This is a genomic window from Micromonospora sp. NBC_01699, from assembly GCF_036250065.1.
Taxonomy (GTDB): Bacteria; Actinomycetota; Actinomycetes; order Mycobacteriales; family Micromonosporaceae; genus Micromonospora_G.
In genome coordinates this window covers 5,958,869-5,979,738 of the sequence record NZ_CP109199.1, presented here as the reverse complement: position 1 = coordinate 5,979,738, position 20,870 = coordinate 5,958,869, and the positions used below count along the sequence as shown (strand labels likewise).

Annotated in this window: 21 protein-coding genes and 1 pseudogene; 10 read left to right on the top strand and 12 right to left on the bottom strand. The window is 72.8% G+C overall.

What is annotated here, in order from left to right:
- Positions 1–135: 135 nt before the first annotated feature.
- Entirely contained in the window at positions 136–1,029 is an 894-nt protein-coding gene (locus OG792_RS24205; RefSeq protein WP_329102544.1) for a deoxyribonuclease IV, read from the bottom strand.
- Positions 1,030–1,061: 32 nt separating this feature from the next.
- Complete coding sequence (gene pknB / locus OG792_RS24200; RefSeq protein WP_329102542.1) at positions 1,062–3,035, bottom strand: Stk1 family PASTA domain-containing Ser/Thr kinase; 1,974 nt, start codon at positions 3,033–3,035, stop codon at positions 1,062–1,064.
- A 201-nt stretch (positions 3,036–3,236) separates the two neighbouring features.
- Here pknB and OG792_RS24195 point away from each other — a divergent pair, with 201 nt between their 5' ends.
- The 3 genes from OG792_RS24195 to OG792_RS24185 are packed head-to-tail and all read left to right on the top strand — an operon-like array spanning position 3,237 to position 4,344.
- A complete protein-coding gene (locus OG792_RS24195; protein WP_329102539.1) occupies positions 3,237–3,596 on the top strand; it encodes an Rv2175c family DNA-binding protein in 360 nt (119 codons plus the stop codon).
- 15 nt (positions 3,597–3,611) lie between these two features.
- Complete coding sequence (locus tag OG792_RS24190) at positions 3,612–3,941, top strand: lycopene cyclase domain-containing protein (RefSeq protein ID WP_329102538.1); 330 nt, start codon at positions 3,612–3,614, stop codon at positions 3,939–3,941.
- 34 nt (positions 3,942–3,975) lie between these two features.
- Entirely contained in the window at positions 3,976–4,344 is a 369-nt protein-coding gene (locus tag OG792_RS24185; protein ID WP_329102536.1) for a lycopene cyclase domain-containing protein, read from the top strand.
- Here the strand turns inward: OG792_RS24185 and mptB are convergent.
- Entirely contained in the window at positions 4,229–6,190 is a 1,962-nt protein-coding gene (gene mptB, locus OG792_RS24180) for a polyprenol phosphomannose-dependent alpha 1,6 mannosyltransferase MptB (RefSeq protein WP_329102535.1), read from the bottom strand. The genes OG792_RS24185 and mptB overlap by 116 nt on opposite strands.
- A 176-nt stretch (positions 6,191–6,366) precedes the next feature.
- Positions 6,367–7,449, bottom strand: coding sequence for a polyprenyl synthetase family protein (locus tag OG792_RS24175; RefSeq protein ID WP_329102533.1), 1,083 nt, complete (start codon positions 7,447–7,449; stop codon positions 6,367–6,369).
- A 220-nt stretch (positions 7,450–7,669) separates the two neighbouring features.
- Between OG792_RS24175 and metF the strand changes: the two genes are divergently transcribed.
- From metF to OG792_RS24155, 4 genes are all read left to right on the top strand, one after another.
- Entirely contained in the window at positions 7,670–8,587 is a 918-nt protein-coding gene (gene metF / locus OG792_RS24170) for a methylenetetrahydrofolate reductase [NAD(P)H] (protein ID WP_329102531.1), read from the top strand.
- A 44-nt stretch (positions 8,588–8,631) separates the two neighbouring features.
- On the top strand, positions 8,632–9,312 hold the full coding sequence (locus OG792_RS24165; protein ID WP_329102529.1) for a CDP-alcohol phosphatidyltransferase family protein: 681 nt from the start codon (positions 8,632–8,634) through the stop codon (positions 9,310–9,312).
- A gap of 313 nt (positions 9,313–9,625) precedes the next feature.
- A complete protein-coding gene (locus tag OG792_RS24160; protein WP_329102526.1) occupies positions 9,626–9,997 on the top strand; it encodes a hypothetical protein in 372 nt (123 codons plus the stop codon).
- Entirely contained in the window at positions 9,994–10,479 is a 486-nt protein-coding gene (locus tag OG792_RS24155) for a roadblock/LC7 domain-containing protein (protein WP_329102525.1), read from the top strand. The genes OG792_RS24160 and OG792_RS24155 overlap by 4 nt, the downstream gene beginning before the upstream one ends.
- Positions 10,480–10,521: 42 nt before the next feature.
- Here OG792_RS24155 and OG792_RS24150 read toward each other — a convergent pair whose 3' ends face one another.
- From OG792_RS24150 to OG792_RS24120, 7 genes and pseudogenes are all read right to left on the bottom strand, one after another.
- Entirely contained in the window at positions 10,522–12,018 is a 1,497-nt protein-coding gene (locus OG792_RS24150; protein WP_329102523.1) for a phytoene desaturase family protein, read from the bottom strand.
- Between the two features lie 96 nt (positions 12,019–12,114).
- The gene (locus tag OG792_RS24145) at positions 12,115–13,254 is read right to left on the bottom strand and encodes a glycosyltransferase (protein WP_329102520.1); all 1,140 of its coding nucleotides are present in this window, start codon (positions 13,252–13,254) and stop codon (positions 12,115–12,117) included.
- Positions 13,251–14,024 carry a carotenoid biosynthesis protein gene (locus tag OG792_RS24140; RefSeq protein ID WP_329102518.1) on the bottom strand — a complete coding sequence of 258 codons (774 nt, stop codon included), beginning with the start codon at positions 14,022–14,024 and terminating at the stop codon, positions 13,251–13,253. The genes OG792_RS24145 and OG792_RS24140 overlap by 4 nt, the downstream gene beginning before the upstream one ends.
- Before the next feature lie 16 nt (positions 14,025–14,040).
- On the bottom strand, positions 14,041–14,631 hold the full coding sequence (locus OG792_RS24135) for a GNAT family N-acetyltransferase (protein WP_329102516.1): 591 nt from the start codon (positions 14,629–14,631) through the stop codon (positions 14,041–14,043).
- A gap of 69 nt (positions 14,632–14,700) precedes the next feature.
- Positions 14,701–15,528 (bottom strand): monooxygenase, encoded by an 828-nt coding sequence (locus OG792_RS24130; RefSeq protein WP_329102514.1) that lies wholly within the window; start codon positions 15,526–15,528, stop codon positions 14,701–14,703.
- Positions 15,525–16,013 carry a YbaK/EbsC family protein gene (locus OG792_RS24125; RefSeq protein ID WP_329102513.1) on the bottom strand — a complete coding sequence of 163 codons (489 nt, stop codon included), beginning with the start codon at positions 16,011–16,013 and terminating at the stop codon, positions 15,525–15,527. The genes OG792_RS24130 and OG792_RS24125 overlap by 4 nt, the downstream gene beginning before the upstream one ends.
- A gap of 269 nt (positions 16,014–16,282) precedes the next feature.
- Positions 16,283–17,128: pseudogene (locus OG792_RS24120) on the bottom strand (EamA family transporter); the annotation flags it as partial.
- A gap of 133 nt (positions 17,129–17,261) precedes the next feature.
- Between OG792_RS24120 and OG792_RS24115 the strand changes: the two are divergent.
- A complete protein-coding gene (locus tag OG792_RS24115) occupies positions 17,262–17,795 on the top strand; it encodes a DinB family protein (RefSeq protein WP_329102511.1) in 534 nt (177 codons plus the stop codon).
- Between the two features lie 76 nt (positions 17,796–17,871).
- Here the strand turns inward: OG792_RS24115 and OG792_RS24110 are convergent, their stop codons facing one another.
- Positions 17,872–18,564 (bottom strand): aspartate/glutamate racemase family protein, encoded by a 693-nt coding sequence (locus tag OG792_RS24110; RefSeq protein WP_329102510.1) that lies wholly within the window; start codon positions 18,562–18,564, stop codon positions 17,872–17,874.
- Between the two features lie 887 nt (positions 18,565–19,451).
- Here OG792_RS24110 and OG792_RS24105 point away from each other — a divergent pair.
- Entirely contained in the window at positions 19,452–19,901 is a 450-nt protein-coding gene (locus OG792_RS24105; RefSeq protein WP_329102508.1) for an SAV_6107 family HEPN domain-containing protein, read from the top strand.
- Between the two features lie 160 nt (positions 19,902–20,061).
- A complete protein-coding gene (locus OG792_RS24100) occupies positions 20,062–20,739 on the top strand; it encodes a hypothetical protein (RefSeq protein WP_329102506.1) in 678 nt (225 codons plus the stop codon).
- Positions 20,740–20,870: the final 131 nt, after the last annotated feature.

Here is a 20,870-nt window from a genome sequence, read left to right as displayed (position 1 = left end):
GGGGCGGCGTACCCCACTCTGGGCGGTCAGGCTTGATCCCGACGTGGGGCACGCCACCCCCAAATCCCTGGGTTCGCGCCGTCTGAGGTGGGCGGGCGGCTGCGCGGCTCGTGGCAGCCCTGGACGGCCTCTGGGTCAGGGGCGGAGGCGTTTGAGTAGGGCGATGTCGTCGGGGTGCTTCTCGGAGGGTGTTTCCACGACCACCGGGATGCCGGCGGTTGCCGGGTGGGTCATCAGTTCGGCGAAGGCGGGCTCGCCGATGCTGCCCTTGCCGATGGTTTCGTGGCGGTCCCGGATCGAGCCGCAGGTGTCGCGGGAGTCGTTGGCGTGGACCAGCAGCAGGCGGTCCGGGCCGATCGAGGCGACCAGGTCGTCCAGGGTTTCGGTCATGCCGCCGGGGCGGGCCAGGTCGTGTCCGGCGGCCCAGGCGTGACAGGTGTCGAAGCAGATGCCGAGCCACGGGTGCCGGTCGACGGTGTCCAGGTAGGCCGGTACCTGGTCCATCCGGGAGGCCAGTGACCGGCCGCCGCCCGCGGTCGGTTCCATCAGCAGCTTCGGCCCACCGCTCGCGGCGGCGGCGTCGAGCAACGGCAGCAGGGACTCGCGTACCTGGGCCATGGCGGTGTCGTAGTAGTCGGGGTCGACCGAGCTGCCGGAGTGGAAGACCACACCGGTGGCGCCGATGGCGGCGCCCCGGTGCAGGGCGTGGGCCAGCGTGGCGATCGACTTCTCGACCGTCGCCGGAGTGGGCGAGCCGAGGTTCACCAGCAGTGACGCGTGGATGTAGACCGGGATGCCGCGCTGCTCGCAGCCCTCGCGGAAGGCGGCGTCCTGGGCCGGGTCACCCGGCGGCAGCGCCCACCCCCGCGAGTTCGCGACGTAGACCTGTGCCACCTCGGACCCGGCCGCGTCGAGATAGGGCAGCGCGGCCTTGGCCAGCCCGCCCCCGGTCGGGGTGTGCGAGCCGATCGGTCGACGGTTCGTGGCCGTGGTGGTGGTCGTGGCCGTGGCCGTGTTCGTCTTTGTCACTGGACTCACCTGTTGCTTTCGGTGCGGGTACCTCAGAAGCAGGTGATCTGGACCTGGCTGCCGGGTGGCACCTGCGCGTTCTCCTGCGGGTTCTGGATCCCGACCGTCCCGTTCGGATTGAGTTGTACCACCGCGATGAGCTGAGACGCCTGTAGCCGCGCCTGCGCCTCGGGACACGGCAGCCCGACCACCCGGGGTACGAGCACGGCCGGCGGGCCCTTGCTCACCTTGAGCTTGATCTCGGCACCCTTCTCGACCCCGGTGTCGTTCGGCGGGCTCTGGTCGATCACCTGGTCCTTGGGCTTGTCCGAGTCCTCGTACTGCTCCACCGGAACCAGACCGAGCTTTTGCAGGTCGCTACGAGCGTCGTTGATGTTCTTGCCGACCAGGTTCGGTACGGACAGCGGCGCCCGGCCCTTGCTGACCGTCAGGGTGACCTTGTCACCGGGCTTGACCTCGGTGCCGACCTTCGGATCGATAGCGGTCACCACACCGGCCGGCAGGTTCTCGTCGTAGCGGTCCGGTCCCTTGGTCACCTGGAGCTTCGCCCGCTCCAGGTCGGCCTGGGCCAGGTCGAAGGTCTTGCCCAGCACGTCCGGCACCTGGTAGCGCTCGGGTCCGAGGGAAAGGGTGAGGGTGATCGTGCTGCCCTTGACCATCCGCGCCGCGGACGCCGGATCCTGGCCCACGACCTGGTCCTTGGCGGCGGCCTCGTCGTAGCGGGGCTCGGCGTAGGCGAGGGTGAACCCGTCCCGCGCGGCCAGCGCCTCCGCCTCGGCCTTGCTGATGCTCACCAGCTGCGGGGCCTCGGTGTAGCGGCCGGCACCGAACCACCAGCCGCCGATCGCGGCGACCAGGCCGAGCACGACCACCGTGGCGGCCACCGCGATCCGCCCCCGCTTGTCGGCCATCACCTGCTCGCGCAACGTCTGTAGCCGGGCCAGCGGACCGGACGGCTCCGGCGCGGCGCGGCGGCGGTGTGGTCTGGCGGCGCGGGGCTCCGGTTGGTCGGGCAGCCGGGCCCAGGACGGCCGGTCGGCCGGGCTGACCGAGGCGACCACCATCGTCGGCTGGGCCACCTGGCGCAGCAGCGCCGTGTTCGCGTTGGCGTTGCCGAGATCGTCGCGGACCACCTGCACCTCGGCCTGCAACGCTCCAGCGTCGGTCGGCCGGGCGCCCGGATCGCGCCGGGTGGCCCGGATCACCAGGTCGTCGAGGACCGGCGGCAGGCCGGGGACCAGACTCGAAGGGGCCGGTACGTCCCGGTCGACGTGCTGCCAGGCGATGTCGACCGGCCGGTCACCGTCGTACGGGACCCGGCCGGTGAGCATCTCGAACAGCACGATCCCGGCGGAGTAGACATCCGTCCGCGGATCGGCCCGGCCCTCGGTCACCAGCTCCGGGGCGACGTACGCCACGGTGGCCATCAGTTGGCTGCCGGAGTCGTCGTCGGCGCTCGCCTCGACCGCTCGGGCCAGCCCGAAGTCGGCCACCTTGACCACGCTGTCGACCAGGTTGCCGGAGCCACCGCTGGGCGCCTCGGCGACCAGCACGTTCTCCGGCTTGACGTCGCGGTGCACCAGACCGGCCCGGTGGGCGGCGGCGATCGCCGCGAGCATCTGCTCCAGGATGGCCAGCGCCTCGCCGGGGTTGAGCCGGCGCCGCTGGGCCAGGATCTCGCGCAGGGTACGACCGCGGACGTACTCCATCACCAGGTACGGCAGGCCGGCGTGGGTGCCCTGGTCGTAGACGGCGACCACGTTGGGGTGGGTCAACCGGGCGATGGTCTTCGCCTCTTCGGTGAACCGGGCCAGGAAGCCGGCCAGCCGGCCCTGCGCCTGCTGGGCCTGGCTGGGGTGAATGATCTTGAGCGCCACGGTGCGCTCCAGCCGTTCGTCCGTGGCGGTGTACACGGTCGCCATGCCGCCACGGGCCACGCGACCGCGGATGCGGTAGCGCCCGTCGATCAGCGAGCCCAGCAACGTGTCGGCGACCTGAATGTCCATCGGCAGGCAGTCTATGTCTCCAGAGGGTGACGGCAGAACAGGATGCCACAGGCGGTGCCGAACGGAAATCTTGACCGAGGAGCGGGATTGCCCCCGGTGTCCGGTCGGTCACGTACCGCGCCGAAGTACCGTGTTCGGTGCGAAAACTACCCTGGTGGGGGTGGCGGTGGAAGACCGGGACCGTCGTGGCACTGTGATCGGGTGACCGAATCCCCACTCGCCGGCCCGGCGGACGCCGCGGGCTGGCTCAACCTGCCGGACGTCGCCGTCCGGCTGGACGTGACCATCAGCAAGGTGCACCAGATGATCCGCGACCGCGAACTGATAGCGGTACGCCGGGACGGGATTCGGCGGGTGCCCGTCGAACTGGTGGCGAACGACACCGTACGCAAGCACCTGCCGGGTGTGCTGAACCTGCTGCGCGACGCGGGCTACGACGACGAGGCGGCCGTACGCTGGCTCTACGAACCCGACGACACCCTCCCCGGTACGCCGGCAGCGGCGCTCGGCGGTGACCTGGCCCGTGAGGTCAAGCGCCGGGCCCAGGCGCTCGGCTTCTAGCCGGCGACGCCGGCCATGGGGCACTTCGCCTACCTCGCGGTCCTCGCCGGGTGCCTCGCCGGGGCGCTCTGGCTGGAGCCGATCCTGCGGGTGAACGTGCTCCGCCGCTGGCGCCGCCTGCTGCTCACCATCGCCCCGGTGGCGGCGGTCTTCGTGCTCTGGGACCTGGCCGCGATCGCCGCCGGACACTGGACCTTCGACCCGGCGCAGATCACCGGTGTGCTGTTCCCCGGCGGGCTGCCCCTGGACGAGGTGCTCTTCTTCTTCGTCGTGCCGATCTGTGCCGTACTCGGGTTCGAGGCGGTCCGCGCCGTACGCGGCTGGCCGGCCGGGGACGAGCGGTGACCGCCGGGGCACGCGGCGTACGGTGGGCCCGCCGGTGAGCTACACCGTGGCCGCGCTGCTCGGGGTGGCCGGTGCGGTGTTGGTGGACCTGTACCTCCTGCGTACCCGGTTGGTGCGGCGCCGGGTGTTCTGGGCGACCTATCCGATCATCGTGTTCTTCCAGTTGATCTCGAACGGCATCCTGACCGGCCGACGGATCGTCCGGTACGACCCGGACGCGATCATCGGACTGCGGCTGGTCTACGCCCCGGTGGAGGACCTGCTGTTCGGATTCGCCCTGGTGCTGCTCACCCTCTCGGTCTGGGTGTGGCTGGGGCGCCGGGGTGTGCAGCGGACCCCGACCGCCGGGACCGGTGGCCGGCGGTGGTGGCCGCCTCGCGACCGGGGCCGACCGGGAGACTGACCGGGTCGGGACCGCCGCCCCCGGCACCGAGCGTCGGAGAACCCGATCGACTCCGGGGAATCCGGGGAGCGGGCGGAATCGGGGACGTCGGCTGATCCGGTCGATCGTGCCGGGCGGGCTGATCGGTTCCGGTGAGCCGGCAGGGCCCGGCGGGCTGATCGGGCCGGGCAGGTTGATCGGGCTGATTGGCCCGGGGGCGGCGGGCACGGCGGAAGCGGCGGACGGCGTACGCGGTCAGTGCGATGACGACGGCGACGTCGAGCAGGGCTCCGGGCAGCTTGGTCCGTACGGCGAGCCCCAGGCCGTCGGGTAGCACCAGGAAGCCCGTCGCGAGCACGAGTACGGCCAGTGGGCCCCGCCACCACCGCTGCCCGACGGTCGCGGCGAGCACGGTGACGGTGGCCAGGGCGTACCAGGGGTAGAAGACGGGGGAGAGCAGGGTCACCGCGCCGAACGCCAGCCCGCACGCGGTCGTCACGGACCGCCGGGCGGCAACCGGTGGCCGGTCGGTTTCCCACCCGTGCCCGGAGACGCCGGGACGACCGCCGGTCGCCCGCCAGGCCCGGAGCACCAGGGCGACCGACACCGCCAACAGGACGGCGAGCCCGAGCGCTCGGGCCCACGCCACCGCCGGGCCGAACGCCTCCGGGTGGCCGAGAATCCGCAGCAGGTAGCCGGCGGCCATGCCGAGCCCGGACGGCAGGGAGGTCCACTGCACCAGCCGACCGGTGTCCGGCAGGGCGGCCAGCCACCCCAGGTCCAGCCCGGTCGCCACGGTGACGGTGGCGAACGTCACCGCCGTGGTGAGCAGAACGGCGCCGACCGCCACCGCACGGGCCAGCCGAACGCCGCCGGGTGCCATGGCGCCGGGCGGCCCGACGGTGGCGGGTGCCAGGGTGCGGGGTAGGCGGACGGTGGCGAGCAGGGCTACGAACGGCAGCGCCACCAGGGCGGTGATCTTGATTGTGCCGGCCAGCCCGAGCAGCAGCCCCGCGAGCAGCAGGGCCGGCCACGGGCGCGGCCACGGGCGCCCCGACGGCGCCGGACCCGGTTCCGGTACGCCGGTCCGGGTCGCCCCGACGGCCAGCGCCAGGGCGGCCACCACCAGCCCCACCATCAGCGCGTCGTTGTGCGCGCCGCCCACCAGGTGCACCGCCGTCAGCGGCGAGAGCAGGGCCAGCCAGACCGCCGCCGAAGCGGGGGCGCCGACCGCCCGCGCCAACCGGGGCAGGTACCGGGCGACCAGCAGCGCACCGAGCATCGCGACGGCCCGGAACAGGAATATCGCGACGAGCAACCGGTCGTCCGGTCCCGAGACCGCCAGCCGGGCGAGCGCCACCACCCCGCCGGCCAGCGCGATCGCCAACGGACCGTACGGGGTGGTGGTGTGCCACCACAGCGACGGCACCGAGTCGGTCCACGCACAGCCGCCGTCGGCCACCCCGACCGCGTACGGGTCGACCCCGTCGAGCCAGAGCGCACCCTGGCAGGCGTACGCGTACACGTCCCGGCTGCCCAGCGGCGGCGCGAACAGCAGGGGCGCGGCCCAGAGCGCCCCGGTCGCCAGCAGCCAGCGGGTCGGCACCGGGTGACCCGGCCGGTGCAACGTTCCGCCCAGCCGCCACCAGGCGACGGTGAGGACGAGCAAACCGGCGAGCCAACCGGTCAGGCCCAGCCAGTAGGGCCACGAGGCGGCCAGGGCACCGGCCGGACCCGCTCGGCCGTCCGGTCCGCCGGGCAGCGCCCCGGCGCCGTACGCGCCAACGGTCATCAACGTGGTCGCGACGAGACCGGCCACCCGTAGTCGTACCGGATGTTCCGGGGTCGGGTGGTCCGGGCCAGGCACGTCCCGACGGTCGCACCGCCCGTTGACGACGATCTATCGCGCGGGTTGCCGCCCGGTTGGCCGGGGATGTCCGGTCGGTGCCCGCCCGGCGGTGACCGTTTCCCGCCCAGCGGTGACCGTTTCCCGGTGGGCGGCCGGGAGCAACCGTCGGACGGGCCGAGCGGTGCCGCCGACGCTCAGAGCGACCGGCGGGTGGCGACGATCGCCAGCTCGACCAGCACCTCGCGGGCCTCGGCCGTCAGCTCGGCCCGGTCCAGCTCGGCCAGCGCGGTGTCGGTCAGCGTCGTGATCCGCTCCTCGGTCCGGGTCAGCGCCCCGCTGGCCGCGATGATCTCGCGGAGCTGGTCGATCCCGTCCGGGTCGAGCCCCGGATCGCCGAGCCGCTTGGTCAGCAACGCCCGGCCGGTCGCGTCGGTCGTCTCCAGGGCGGCGGCCACCAGGAAGGTGCGCTTGCCCTCGCGCAGGTCGTCACCGGCCGGCTTGCCGGTCTGGCGCGGGTCACCGAACACACCGAGTACGTCGTCGCGGAGCTGGAACGCCTCACCCAGCGGCAGCCCGTAGCCGGAGTACGCGGCCCGCAGCGGGGCGGGCGCGTCGGCGAGCGCGGCGCCGAGCAGCAGCGGCCGTTCGACGGTGTACTTCGCCGACTTGTAGCGGGCGATCTTGCCGGCCCGCTCGACCGAGGTGTCCCCGGACGCCTGGGCGAGCACGTCCAGATACTGGCCGATGGTCACCTCGGTCCGCATCTCGTCGAAGACCGGCCGGGCCCGGTGCACCTGGTACGGGTCCAGCCCGGCGCCGTGCAGCAGCTGGTCGGACCAGACCAGGCAGAGGTCGCCGAGCAGGATGGCGGCCGAGTCGCCGAAGCCGTCGGCGTTGCCGACCCATCCGGCCGTCCGGTGGAACGAGGCGAACCGGCGGTGCACCGCGGGCTCGCCCCGCCGGGTGTCGGAACGGTCCATCAGGTCGTCGTGGATGAGCGCGCTGGCCTGGACGAACTCCAGCGCGGCCAGGGCGGCGACCACCTGCTCGGAGTCGACGCCGCCGGCACCCCGGTAACCCCAGTAGGCGAACGCCGGACGCAACCGCTTGCCGCCGCGCAGCACGAACGCCTCCAGCGCCTCGGCGACCGGCAGCAGGGCGTCGTCGGCACCGGCCAGCCAGGCACGCTGGCCGGCGAGGAAGTCGGTCAGCGCCCGGTCGGTCCGTTGCCGGAGGTCGGCGCGATCCACGGGCGGGACGAGGGCAGCATCGGTCACGCCCTGACGCTAGCCGTTGCCCGGGAGACCCGCCTGCGCGCCCCGGCCGCCAACCGCCGCCGGGTACGGCCGCCCACCTGCGCGCCCCGGCCGCCGCGGGTGCTTTCTCACCATCGGCTCACCACGGGTGAGGGCAGCGATCCGCTCGGTGGACGGGATCGATCGGCCGGTAAATGGGAAGGTGCGGATATTCGGCCCAGGTGGCCGGTAAGGTCGTAGGGTGGCGCTCGGTCTCCCCTCTGTTCTCCCCAACCCGCAACCGGCGATTGGGGACCTCGTTCGTGGACCCCGGCCGTCGTTCTCCTTCGAGTTCGGCCCGGCGAAGACCGCCGAGGGCGAGCGGTTGCTCTGGCAGGCGATCCGTGAGTTGGAGTCGCTCCAGCCGTCCTTCGTCTCGATCACGTACGGGGCCGGCGGGTCGACCCGGGACACCACGGTCGCGGTCACCGAGCGGATCGCCACCGACACCACGCTGCTGCCGATGGCACACCTGACGGCGGTCAACCACTCGGTCGCCGAGCTGCGCCACATCGTCGGCCGGCTCGCCGGGGTGGGCGTACGCAACCTGCTGGTGGTGCGGGGCGACCCGCCGGGCGATCCGACCGGCGAGTGGGTCCGGCACCCCGAGGGCGTGCTCTACGCCGAGGACCTGGTCCGGCTGGTGCGCGAGTCCGGTGACTTCAGCGTCGGGGTGGCGGCGTTCCCGTACAAGCATCCGCGTTCGCCGGACATCGCCACCGACACCGAGTTCTTCATCCGCAAGTGCCGGGCCGGGGCGGATTTCGCCATCACCCAGATGTTCTTCGACGCCGACGACTACCTGCGGCTGCGTGACCGGGTCGCGGCGGCCGGCTGCGACACGCCGATCCTGCCGGGGGTCATGCCGGTAACCAAGTTCACCACGATCGAGCGGTCCGAGCAGCTGTCCGGCGCCCCGTTCCCGCCCGCCCTGGCGGCCCGGTTCGCGAAGGTCGCCGACGACCCGGACGCGGTCCGCGAGCTCGGCATCCAGCAGACCAGCGAGATGTGCCAGCGGCTGCTCGCCGAGGGTGCGCCGGGCATCCACTTCATCACCTTCAACCGCTCCACCGCGACCCGCGAGATCTGGCAGAACCTCCAGGTCGGCGCCCGGGTGTGAGCAACCCGGCCGCACGGGTGCACGCCCGCACCGACAATTGACCCGTGGCGGGCACCCGGCTGGATTGGGACGAGTACGCGGCCACCTGGGCGCGGCTGCACGGTGACTTCGACCCGCGTCGGGCGGCGCCGACCGTACAGGGCTGGCTGCGGTTCGCGTACCAGATCGGGCATTTGCTCGGTCGGTTCCGGGTGTCGCCGACGGCGGTGACCGTGGTCGGCACCGTGTTCTGCGTACTCGTGCCGGTGGTCGTGCTCCGGGAGCCGGGCGGGCCGTTCATCGCGGCCGGTCTGGTCCTGCTCGCGGCGGTGGCCGACAGTGTCGACGGGGCGCTCGCGGTCGTCACCGGCCGCACCACCCGCCTGGGGTACGTCTACGACTCGGTCGCCGACCGGGTCGGGGAGGTCGCCTGGTTGATCGCGTTCTGGCTGCTCGGTGCGCCGGGGCCGTTGGTCGTGGCGGCCGGCGCGCTGTCCTGGCTGCACGAGTACGTGCGGGCCCGGTCGGTCTCGGCCGGGATGCGGGAGATCGGGGCGGTGACCGTGGGGGAGCGGCCGAGCCGGGTGCTGGCGGCGTTGGTCGGGTTGGTGGTGGCGGGGGCGGTGCGGATCTTCTCGTTCGATGTGGCGGCGGGGGCGATCACGGTGGTTGCTTCCGTCTGGGTGTTGCTCGCGGGGGTTGGATTGGTTCAGCTTCTGGGTGCGGTCCGTCGGTCGCTGCTCTGACGCCGCCCCCAACCCTCGCGGCTCGCTGCGGTCGGGTTGGCGCCGGGTGCGTTGTCGCACGGGCATTGCGGGGTACGTCGGCAGCGGTCCCTACCAGGTGGGCGGAGTGGGGGCCATCCGCCTGGTAAGCCCATTTGTCTGGCTCGGCGGGTGTGGGTGGCGACCGGGTAGGCCAATGATCGTTTGTTACGTGCGAATGAACGGTCGGTATGTCAACCTTCCCGCAGAACGATCACTGCGCGTGTTGCTCGTGACCATCGAGTGACGATGTGTAGGGGCGGGCGCCGGTGACATCCTGATCGAGGAGAAGACTGTGGCGAACCTGGACATCGCGCTCAAAAGCGCGATGAGCATCGATGGAGCGATCGGCGTCGCGCTGGTCGACTACACCAGTGGAATGACGCTCGGCGTGGCCGGGGGCACCGCCGAACTCGACCTGACCGTCGCCGCGGCCGGCAACACCGAGGTGGTGCGGGCCAAGATGCGGACGATGGAGATGCTCAAGCTCAACGACACAATCGAGGACATCCTGATCACCCTCGGTAACCAGTATCACCTGATCCGTCCGCTGAGTGGCCGGTCGGGCAAGGGCCTGTTCCTCTACCTGATGCTCGGCAAGAGCCGGGCCAACCTCGCTCTCGCGCGGCACCAGCTGCGCGCCATCGAGGAAAGCCTTGAGGTGTGAGTACGGCCGACGGTGCGGACCCGGTGCTGCCCCGGCGGGTCGCCGGAGCCGGGCGCCCCTCGTACGAGCGGTTCTCCGCGCTGACCACGTTGTACGACCGGCAGGTGCTGGTCGTCATCGACACTGTGCTTTCCGAGCTGCGACTGCTGATTCCCGGTGTGCACGGCTGCGTGCTCGGCGGGGTCGACGGCCTGCTGATCACCCACAACCTGCCGGACGACTCGGATCCGTCGGATCTGGCGGCGCTCGCCGCGACCACCTTCGGTCTGGGCCGACAGGTCGGGCTGCGGCTCGGCCAGGGCGGCTTCCGTGAGTCGACGGTGCGTAACCAGCAGGGCTACCTCAGCGTCTACACGGCGGGCGAACGGGCGCTGCTCGCGGTCGTCGGCGCGGACACGGTGAACGTGGCCCGACTGCACCTGCACGCACCGGTGGCGGCCGACCGGCTCGCCGCCCTACTGGCCGCCGACCGGGAGTCCTGAGCGGCTCGCCGCCGAACCGGAGTCCTGAGCCCGGCTCGCCGGTCAGGCGGGGCCGATCCGGTTGGCGACTATCTGGGCGGAGAGGGTGACCATCGGCAGGCCGCCGCCGGGGTGGGTCGAGCCGCCGACCAGGAACAGTCCGGGCACCGGGCCCCGGTTGGGCGGACGCAGCAGGCCCCCGGCGGTGCCGTAGATCGCGCCGCCGGGGGTGCCGGTCGCGGTGGCCAGGTCGGCCGGCGTACGGACCTCGCGGAAGAGCAGCCGGTCGCGTACGTCGGTGCCGCGCTCGGCCAGCACGTCCAGGGCCCGGTCGGCGTAGGCGTCGGCGAGTCCGGGGCGCCGCCAGTTGACCGAGGTCAGGGAACGGCCCTGCCTCGCGGCGTTGACCAGCACGAACCACGCCTCGTGCCCGTCCGGGCGGACAGTCGGGTCGTCGGCCACGGTGACGAAGACGGTCGGGTCCGGCGCCGGTCGGGCCGGTACGCCCCGACCGGGATCGCCGAACACCGCATCGAACTCGGCGTCGTAGTCGGTCGGGAAGAACACGTTGTGGTGCGCCAGCCCGGACGAGCCCCGTACGCCGAGCAGCAGCACGAAACCGGCCAGGCTCCGGTCGGTCAGCCCGGCGAGCCGGTCCGGGCGGGGGAGCAGGTCCCGGTAGACGGTGAGCGCGTCCACATTGGCCACCACCACGTCGGCCGGCGCCGGCGCGGTGCTGCCGGCGACGCGTACCCCGTGCACCCGGCCACCGGCGGCGTCGATCCCGGTGACCGTGCTGCCGGTCTGCACCACCACGCCCAGGTCGAGGCAGCGGGACAGCAGCGCGTCGGCGAGCGAGCCGAGGCCGCCGCGCAGGTACCAGCCACCGAAGGCCAGTTCGGCGTACGGCACCGCGGCGAGCGCGGCCGGGGCCCGACGCGGATCGGCGCCGGTGTACGTGGCGTACCGGTCCAGCAGCATCCGCAGCCTCGGGTCACGCAGGTACGACCGGCCCAGTCCACGCAGACTCTGACCGGGGCGGATCGCCACCAGGTCGCCCAGCCGCCAGGCCAGCCGGGCCAGGTCCAACGGCGAGTCGACGCTGGTCCGCAGGATGTCCCGCCATGCGGCGTGCCAGATCCGACCGGCCCGCCGCCACAACCGCTGCCAGTCGGCCTCGGCCTCCGGCCCGAACACGGCGCCGATCCGGCCGGCGAAGGTGCCCGGCTCGGCGCAGGAGTCGAGCACGGTCGCGGGACCGCCGCCCAGCGCCGGGAAGTGGTGCCGGACGATCGGGTCGAGCGGCACCAGATCGAGGTATTCGTCGAGCTTCGCGCCGGTGGCCAGGAACAGGTCGACGAAGACCTGGGGCAGGGTGAGCAGGCTGGGGCCGGTGTCGAAGTGGAACGTACCGGCCGGGGTGTCCCGCGAGTGCCGGCCGAGTTTGCCGCCGACGGTGTCGGCGCGTTCGAAGACGGTGACCTCGTGCCCGGCGGCGGCCAACCGGGCCGCCGTGGCCAGCCCACCGATCCCGGCGCCGACAACGACGATTCGACTCACCCCGTACGCCTCCTCAGGCATGGTCGACAGCGCCGGTGGCCGCCGTCGGCGGGCCGTGAACCGGTGGTTGGCCGACCGGGACCCGCCCGGCGGCGCTCAGCGCACCGGTCGGCCACGCCAGGACAGGCGTCGCCGTCTGTGCAGATGGTACGACCGCAGGGTCAGCCAACCGAGCAGCGCGACCGAGAGCGGGTGTGTCAAAACGTCCGGCCAGGCCCGGCCACCACTGGCCCGCGCGCTGACCAGCCGACCCGCGACACCCAGCAGGTAGGCGCAGAACGCGGCCCAGGCCAGCGGCGCCGCCCCGGCGACCGCCGCACCGACCGCGAGCAGCGGCGGCACGGTGTAGAGCAGCAGAAGCAGGGTCAGCACGGTGCTGGCGGCCACCGGTGAGCCGAACGACGCCCACAGCGACTTGGTGTAACCGTCGCGCAGTTGCGCCCAGGAGTCGTACATCCGGCACTCGGCCAGGGCGGAGCCGTCGGCGAGGGCGATCCTGTCGCCGGCCCGTTTGACCGCGCGGGCCAGCTCGATGTCCTCCAGGATCCGCCCGGCCACCGCCGCGTGCCCGCCGGCTCGCCGGTAACCGTCCCGGTCCAGCACCAGGAACTGCCCACCGGCGGCGGCCAGCGACGGCCGTGGCGAACGCTCCATCGACCGCAGCGGCAGGAAGGTCAGCCAGGTCCACTGCAACAACGGCTGGACCAGCCGCTCACCGATCGACCCGGCCACAATCCGGGGGTACGGGGTGAGCAGCGCCGCCCGTGCCGTACGCAACTCGGTCACCGCACCGGCCACGGCGTACGGGGCGAGCACCACGTCGGCGTCGACGAACACCAGTGCCGTCGAGGCGGGTACGGCGGCGTCGGCGAGCTGCTGACAGGCGTACGGCTTGCCGAGCCAGCCGGGCGGTGGCGGTGACCCGGTCAGCAGCCGCAGTCGCGGGTCACCGGCGGCGACCTCCCGGACCAGGTCGGCGGTGCCGTCGGTGGAGCCGTCGTCCAGCACCACGATCTCCAGGTCGGCGACGCCTCGCTGGGCCAGCAACGAGCGCAGGCACGGGGTGAGCCGGTGGGCCTCGTCGCGCAGCGGCAGCAGAACCGAGACGGGTTCGTGCAGGGTGGCCCCGGTCGGCGGCCGGCGCAGCCAGCGGGTGGCGTTGACCAGGCTGTGCAGGGTCAGCCCGGCGACGACGACGGTGCCGATCCAGACCGGGGTGGCGCCGGCCCAGCTCATGCGCGTACCCGATGGGTAAGGTGTGGGCGGGCCAGGGCGCCGGCCAGTGGCACCGCGACCACCGACATGGCCAGCGCCCCCCAGCCGGCCGAGCCGGGCAGGTCGAGGAAGACCGCGTGGGCGAGCACGCTGGAGGCGTAGGTCCAGAGGTAGAGCGCGTGCATCGGGGCGTCGACGCCGTCGAGCCTCGGCGCGGTCGGGGCGAACCGGGCCAGCAGGGTCATCAGCAGCACCGCGACCAGCAGCCAGCCCAGGTAGTTGCCGACCGGCACGCCGGGAACGCCGGGCAGGGCCGGGGTCGGGTGCCGCCAGGTCCAGTAACCCTCGGCCACCATCTGCGGATCCAGGAAAAGATCCCAGGCGGCCAGCCCGACGCCGGCCAGCGCCACCCGCCCGACGCCCGACCCGGTCAGCCGGGCCGCCGCCAGCCAGGCCGGCCACGCCATCCAGGTCCAGGCCAGCGGAATAACCAGCGGTACGCCGAGAAGCTTCGGGCCGAGCAACCCGGAGTAGTCGTAGTCGCCGAACGGAAACCCGGTCGTCACGCCCAGCGCCTCGACCGCCCAACCGCCGACCGTGGTGACCACAATCAGCGTGCCGGCGGTCCGGGGGCCCCGGCTGAGCAGGGCGTGGCCCACCGACAGCAGGTAACCGAGCACCACCGTGGCGATCGTCAGCCGGGCCCGGTCCGGTCCCTGCGTGAGCGGGTAGCCGATCTGCGCCAGCACCAGTACGACCAGCAGCAGCCAGGGCAGCCGGATCCGGTTCAATCGATCCTCCGGCCGGCTATCCGGGTGCCGTACCGGGCTCGTCGGGTCCACCGCGCCGGCCCGGTTGCGGATCCAGCGGCAACTCCCGACCGAGTACGGCGAACGAGCGCTCGTCACCGGGAAAATGGAAGTCGCGCAGTACGTCGACGAACCCGAACCGCCGGTAGAGCCGCCACGCCCGCGACTGCCGCTCGTCGGCCTCCGGGGTGGACAGCAATGTGGTCTTCGCCTGCGCCATGGTCAGCAGGGCGGTCAACTGCCGGGCGCCGATCCCGTGCCCCTGGGCCGCCGGCCGGACGTGCAACTCGACCACCTCGAAGCAGTCGGTGAACCACGTCTTGCGGGCGTCGTCGGGCAGCGCCGCGTGCACCTGGTCATGCCACCACTGCCCCGAGTACGAGTGGTAGCCGTAGCCGAAACCGGCCAGCCGCCCGTCGTTGGCCAGGGTGGCCACCGCGCGGAAACCACGACGGCGTACGTGGGTGGCGATGTAGCCCCGGCGGGCCTCCAGCAACTCGGCCCGGTAGCCCATCGCCTCGCCGTAGACCGTCACCACGTCGTCCAGTCGCCGGACGAGATCGTCCGGCTGCCACGGCACCAGCCTCATGACCGTCCGCTCCTCACTGCGCCACCGCCGTCACGTCCTGCCCGTCGCCATCGCCCTGCTCGACCATTGTCATTGGGGGTCACCATCGTGATCGGCCCAGTCCAGTACGGACCGGTCGCCACGCATCGCGCGTACCTCGAACCGGGCGAAGAGTTCCTCGGCGTACCAGCGTTCGGTCGGGGTGCGCATGATCGCGTTGCGGTGCTCCGGCTGACGGTACGCGAAGGCGAGCAGGTCCGCGCTGCTGCGCCACACGCTGACCGTGCCCTGCCAGCCCAACGGCGCCTCGCCGATGCCGAACCGGGCGGTCAGGCCGGGGGTGTCCGACAGCGTGGCGGCGACCGCCGGAATGGCCCGCCAGAACGTCGCCGCACGGCTCGGCCGCAGCCGGGCCCGGGTCAGCGCCAGCACCGGCCCGCCGGTCGGGTCGTTCTCGTCGGTCGGGTCGTTCTTGCCGGTCGGGTCGTTCTTGCCGGTCGGGTCGTTCTTGCCGGTCGGGTCGTTCTTGCCGGTCGGGTCGTTCCGGCCGGTCGGGGTGCCGAAGGGTTCGACCCCGGCCCAGCGGCCCCGGCTGGCCAGTGGGCGCAGGTCGAGGCGGGCCGCTGCCAGCGCGATCCGACCCCAGGCCCGACCCACCGGGCTGTCGTCGAAGCTGACAGCCCGTGTCGGATCCGCCCACACCACCAGCGCCGCCCAGCGGGTCAGATCGGCATCGCCCGGCCCGAACCCGCCCCCGCTGCTGCTCCCGCTTCCGGTGCCGAGCAGCTTGGCGAACCGTACGCCGGGGGTGGCCCGCAGCCGGCGCCGGTCGACCGCCATCCGCAGCAGCGCACGTGGCACCGCCCGGCGGGGTATCCGCCAGACGTGCAGGGTGACCAACTCGGGGACCGGGTTCACGCCACCTCGGCCGGGGTGCCGCCGGTGATCCGCAACAGCTCGGCGTAGGTGGTCGGGAAGACCGCCTGCGGCACCCCACCGGCGGCCCACACCTCGGTGTACTCGTCGAGCGCGGTGTCGACCAGGGTACGGACCGGGCCCGGATGCCCGACCGGGGCGACGCCGCCGATCGGTTGGCCGGTGTGCTCGCGGACGAACTCCGGGGTGGCCCGCCTGAGTGTGGTCAGGCCGAGCGCGGCGGCGAGCCGGGGTACGTCAACCCGGTGCGCGCCGGAGGTGAGCACCAGCAGCGGGCCGCCGTCCGCGTCGAAGACCAGCGAGTTGGCGATCTGGCCGACCTCGATGCCGAGAGCGGTGGCCGCCGCGGCGGCGGTGTGCACCGCCTCGGGCAGGATCCGCACCCGAGCCGGCGTACCCGAGCCGTCCCGCGCGTCCGCCCGGTCCAGTACATCCTGCACCGCTCGTACGTTGGCATGAAGCTGCATGCCCCATATCTTGCCCAGCGACCAGCCCGCTCCCCGCCCAGGCCCCCGCCCAGGCCCCCCACCCAGGCCCCCACCCACCCCGCCCCCCTCGCGTTGATCATGAAGTTAGCGCGCCGGATCGGGCGTTTCGAGGTAGTTAACTTCATGATCAACGGGGGGAGTCGGGGGAACGGGGGAGTCGGGGGAGTCGGGGGAGTCGGGGGAGTCGGGGGAACGGGGGGAACGGGGGTGGGTTGGGGGAGGCGGGCGGTTTCGGCTAGGGCTACGCCGGCTAGGACTACCAGGCCGCCGGTGATCTGGATCGGGGTCAGGGACTCGGTGGCGCCGAGGGTGAGCCAGGCGACGATCGAGGCGATCACGGGTTCGGCCATGCCGAGGATGCTGACGCTGGTTGCCGGCAGGTGCCGCAGGGCGCCGGAGACCAGCAGGAAGGGCACGATCGAGCCGAGCACCACCACGTACGCGCAGAGCAGCAGCACCGGTGCGCCGCCACTGCGCTCGCCGAGCGGCTCCCAGCCACCGGTGCCGGCGGTGACCGCCCTGGTCAGCAGGCCGGCCACGGCCGAGGCGCCGAACGCCCAGGTGGTCAGGGACAGGGTGTCCCGCTGCTGCACACCACGGGCGCCGAGCACGTAGTAACAGGCGAGTACGACGGCCGCCGCGAGCCCGGCCAGTACGCCGATCCCGTCCAGGTTCAGCGAGCCCCAGATCTCGGCCACGCAGGCGAGCCCCAGCAGGCTCGCGGCCAGCCCGAGCCAGAGCCGGGGGCGGGCCCGCTGGTGCTGGCCGAACCGGGCCCAGAGCGCGACCAGCAGCGGGGCGGTGTACTCGAACAGCAGCCCGATCCCGACCGGCAGCCGGGAGATCGCGACGAAGTAGAGCATCGGGGTGAGGAAGAACCCGGCCAGGCCGAACCCGATCAGCAGTGGCAGGTCGCGGGCGGTCACCCGCAGGCGGCGTACGCCCGGACGCAGCAGCACGCTCAGCAGCAGCAGTCCGGCGAACGCACCCGCCGCCCGGATCAGGGTGAGCTGCGGTGCCTCGATGCCGGCGCGCAGCACCAACTTCGACACGGTGCCGTTGACCGCGAACAGCGCGCTGGCCGAGAGCACCATGATCACGCCGAGAGCCGGGTTGCGAGTCGTCACCGCCTGAGGCTACCGATGCCCTGTCAGGAGCCAATGCTCCCCCGGCCGTTACTCCCACGGTTCGGGTGCCCGCGCCGACGAGAGCGGTACGGTCGGGTTCATGCAGACACCAGCGGAGCGGATTCCGGCGCTTCTGGACGGGCCGCCGGTCGATGTCACCGATCCCCGCGAACTGCTGCTGGGTTACCTGGACTGGTACCGCGACACGCTGATCCGCAAGCTCGACGGGCTGACCGAGGCGCAGCTGCGTACGCCGGTCGAGCCCCTGGGGTGGTCGCCGCTCGGCCTGGTCCGGCACCTGGGGTGGGTCGAACGCCGATGGATGCGCTGGGGGTTCGTCGCCGAGGACGTGGTGGCCTACCCGCCCGACGACGAGGCCGAGTGGCGGGTGGGCGCAGACGAACCGGTGGACGCGGTGCTGGCGACCTACCGGGACGAGGTACGCCGCTCCCGGGCCCTGGCGGCCGGTGCCGTGGATCTGGCCACGCCGTCCCGGACCGGTGGCCGGTTCCGCACCGCCGAGCAGGCGCCCGCGCTCGGGCGGATCCTGTTCCACCTGCTCCAGGAGTACGCCCGGCACGTCGGCCACCTCGACATCGCCCGCGAGCTGATCGACGGCACGACCGGCGAGTAACGGAGGCGTTCCACCCACCGCGATCCCGGCCCGCCATGAGAGCCGCGATCCTGGCCCGCCATGGGATCGGACGCGGCTACCGCCCGAGGGCGTGGGTGACGGCGGCCTCGACGTGCAGGCGGGTGGTCGGGAAGACGGGCACCGGACTGTCGGCCGGACCGATCAGCAGCTCGATCTCGGTGCAGCCCAGGATCACGCCCTGCGCCCCGGCCGCGACGAGCCGACCGATGACGTCGACGTAGGCGGTGCGGGACGAGTCGCTGACGATGCCCCGGCACAGCTCGTCGTAGATTACCGAGTGGACCAGGGCACGGTCGTCGGCGCCGGGTACGAGCACGGTCAGCCCCCGTGCGGCGAGCCGGTCGGAGTAGAAGTCCTGTTCCATGGTGAACGCGGTGCCGAGCAGCCCGACCGTACGCAGTCCGGCGGCGTGTACGGCGTCCGCGGTCGCGTCGGCGATGTGCAGCAGCGGGATTCGTACGGTGGCGGTGATCCGGTCGGCGACCCTGTGCATGGTGTTGGTGCACAGGACGAGCAGGTCCGCCCCGGCCGCTTCGAGTCGACCGGCCGCCGCGGCGAGCAGGGTGCCGGCCTCGTCCCACCGCCCGGCGGCCTGTAGGCGTTCGACCTCGGCGAAGTCAACCGAGTAGAGCAGGCAGCGGGCCGAGTGGAGCCCACCGAGCCGGTCGCGCACGAGTTCGTTGGCGAGCCGGTAGTACTGGGCGCTGCTCTCCCAGCTCATCCCGCCGAGCATCCCGATCATCAACATCCGGCCATGATGGCAGCCCCGGCCCGCGCCTCACTGCCGGCCGGGCGACGCGTGGGCCCGGCCGCGGCATCAGCGGCGGGCCCACGCGTACGGCGTCGTCCCTCGTGGGGTCGGCGCCGGGCGCCCGTTCACACCGCCCGGGACGGCGGTGCCGGTGGATCACCGGGACGGGGCGGGTGATCCCCGTTGCCTGCTTCGGGCAACCGTTGATCAACACAGCGGAGGCTAGTCAGGTCGTACCCATGAACAGGGGAAGGGCAGATGAAGCCCGTACGGCCGGGTCGTGAAACAAGCCTGGACCGGTCCTCGGCGCGGGGCCGGTCGGCGGACCCGGTTCGAGTCCGGTCTATCCCGTGGCGGGCGCGGGCGTCGGGGCGGCGTCCGTGGTGGTGGGCCCGGTTCCCCCGGTTCCGGGTCCGTCCCGGACCAGGTCGGCAGCGGTACGGGCGGGTGGTGGACGGCGGTCGGCGGGGCGCTCGGACCGGTGTCGCGGTGGTTGCGTTTTTGTCGGTGGCGAGGTGTACTGTCATCAGTAGTTAGAACGCGTGTTCGATTGAGTCGTTGGATTGAGTCGAACGCTCATCTGGCCACCGGGAGCGGCGTTCGCGGCGTAGTTCCCGGCGTGCGGTTCCGCGGACCGCGCGGGTTCCGGGCACCCCAGTCCGGGCCACCAAGGCAGGATCACCGTTCGCCGCCCACCGACCCCCGGGCGGCGGGCGGTGACCCCGCCGGGTCAGCCGGCCGGGTGCGGTGTGGGGAAGCACCCACATCCGGCCGGCGCCACCGGTGCGTCTTCCTCCGCAGCGGGCTATTCGGACAAGTGCGTGGCCATCCGGGCTCCCCGCCCGACGGTGGCGACATGGCGGCGAAGCGGAGGAGACGGTCCCATGCCGACCAGCCCGGTTCAGGTGCCGACGGTGCCGGCGCACATACTGCCGCACCGGACCCCGGCCCAACTGCTCGTGATCGCCCGGCGCGGGCTGGCGGAAGCCGCCCAGACCCGACCCGACGGCCTGCGGTACGCGGCGGCGCACCTGGCCGCCCTGCGCGCCGCCGCGGCCGTGCTCGCCGCCCGCGCCCGTCCCGCGCCCACCCGGCGCAATCGGGTCACCAGCGTCTGGGCCCTGCTCGTGCTCGTCGCGCCCGAGATGGGGGAGTGGGCCACCTACTTCGCCACCGGTGCGACCAAACGGGCCGCCGCCGAGGCCGGCATCCCCCGGGTGGTGACCGCACGGGAGGCCGACGACCTGCTCCGCTCGGCCGAGCAGTTCGTGGCGGTGGTCGAGACCGCGCTCGGCCTGTCCCACCAACCCGCCCTCGACGGACTCGCCGCCTGAGCGGCAACAAGCCCGGTAACAGGAGCGGCAACAAGCGCGGTAGCAGGAGCGGCAACAGGAGCGGCGGGGTAGGCGGGGGTGGGTGAGCCCATGACGGGCCGGGTAACGGTGGTCGCGGCGGCCGAACTCCGTGCCGGCGCGGTGCCGGTGCGAGGCCACGATGGCTGACGTCGCTCGGTTGAGGGAGGCGCTGCGGGACGCCGGTCCTCGCGGGGGCATCGACGACCGCCTACCGCTACTGGCGCCGATGCAGCCGCTGTTCAAGGGGCGGTTGAGGCGTGGCGCGGTAGTCGCAATCGAGGGAGAGGCCGGTCGGTCGTCGTTGGCGATGATGATGCTGGCCGGGGTGTCATCGGCGGGTGGCTGGTGTGGCGTGGTCAACGTCCCTTCGTTCGGTTGCCTTGCCGCCCACGAGTTGGACATCCGGTTGGAGGCGCTGGCCCTGGTTCCGCAGGCCGGCGCGGCGTGGGCGGACGCCGTCGGTGCCCTGGTGACGGGGATGGACGCGGTGCTGGTTGCCACGTCGGCGCAGGTGTCGGGGGCGTTGGCGCGGCGGCTGGCGGCGAAGGCGCGTCAGCACCGCTGCACGCTGTTCACGCTTGGACCGGTCTGGGAGGGCAGCGATGTGCGCGTGTCGGTGCGGCATCAGGAGTGGGTTGGTCTGGGACAGGGGCGGGGTCGGCTACGCAGTCGGCGGCTGACCGTGGTCGCGTCCCACCGCCCGAATGCCGAGCTGGTCCTGTGGCTTCCGGGTGAGGACGGCCGGGTCCGGACTGTCGAGGACAGAACGACCCCGGTCGGACTTCCGACGACAGGCCGGTACGTGCGGGCCGGCTGATTCCGACGGGACCCGGCCCCCACACCCCCGCCGCCACCCGCCTGGAGAACATCGCCCGCTTCCTCGACTTCATCAGCGAAACCATCACCCGCGCCGCCGAACAGGCCCGCGAGGTCCTGCACACCAAACCC